This window comes from Halobellus sp. Atlit-38R (assembly GCF_003665925.1).
GTDB lineage: Archaea > Halobacteriota > Halobacteria > Halobacteriales > Haloferacaceae > Haloquadratum > Haloquadratum inordinatus.
Genome location: NZ_QXIJ01000222.1, coordinates 1 through 505, shown reverse-complemented (window position 1 = coordinate 505; position 505 = coordinate 1). Strand labels below are relative to the sequence as shown.

Sequence of the window (505 nt, the reverse complement as noted above, 5' to 3'; positions counted from 1 at the left end):
TCGCGGCGGTGATCATCTTCGGCGCGTACAGCCTCGGGATGGCCGCGCTGTACCCGTTCTACCGCGCGCCCGACGTGGCGATGACGGAGGCCGCCATCTCCGCCGGCGTCACGACCGTGCTGCTGCTGCTCACGCTCGCGAAGACGACCCGCATCGACCACGAGGCGGCCTTCGAGTCGGTGAACCTGCCCGCGGCCGGCGCGGCCGGCCTGCTGTTCGCCGGCCTGATGCTCACGATGGCCGACATCCCGGCGGTCGGGTCCGCGGACGCGCCGATCTGGTCGAACCCGGACGTGACCCAGTGGTACATCGCGGAGACGTACGCGGAGACGCACGTCGAGAACACGGTGATGGCCGTGCTGGCGGCGTTCCGCGGCTTCGACACGTTCGGCGAGGCTGTCGTCGTGTTCGCGGCCGGGATCGCCGCCCTCATCGTCCTCCACCGGGAGGTGTTCGCATGAGCGGCACAGACGCCGGCCCCGGCGGGGACGCCGAGACCCCTTCC

At 71.5% G+C, this 505-nt stretch carries 1 protein-coding gene; it reads left to right on the top strand.

Annotation, left to right across the window (positions count from 1 at the left end):
- A partial coding sequence (locus D3D02_RS19050) for a DUF4040 domain-containing protein (protein ID WP_121571365.1) occupies positions 1-461 on the top strand: 461 nt, incomplete at its 5' end.
- Positions 462-505: the final 44 nt, after the last annotated feature.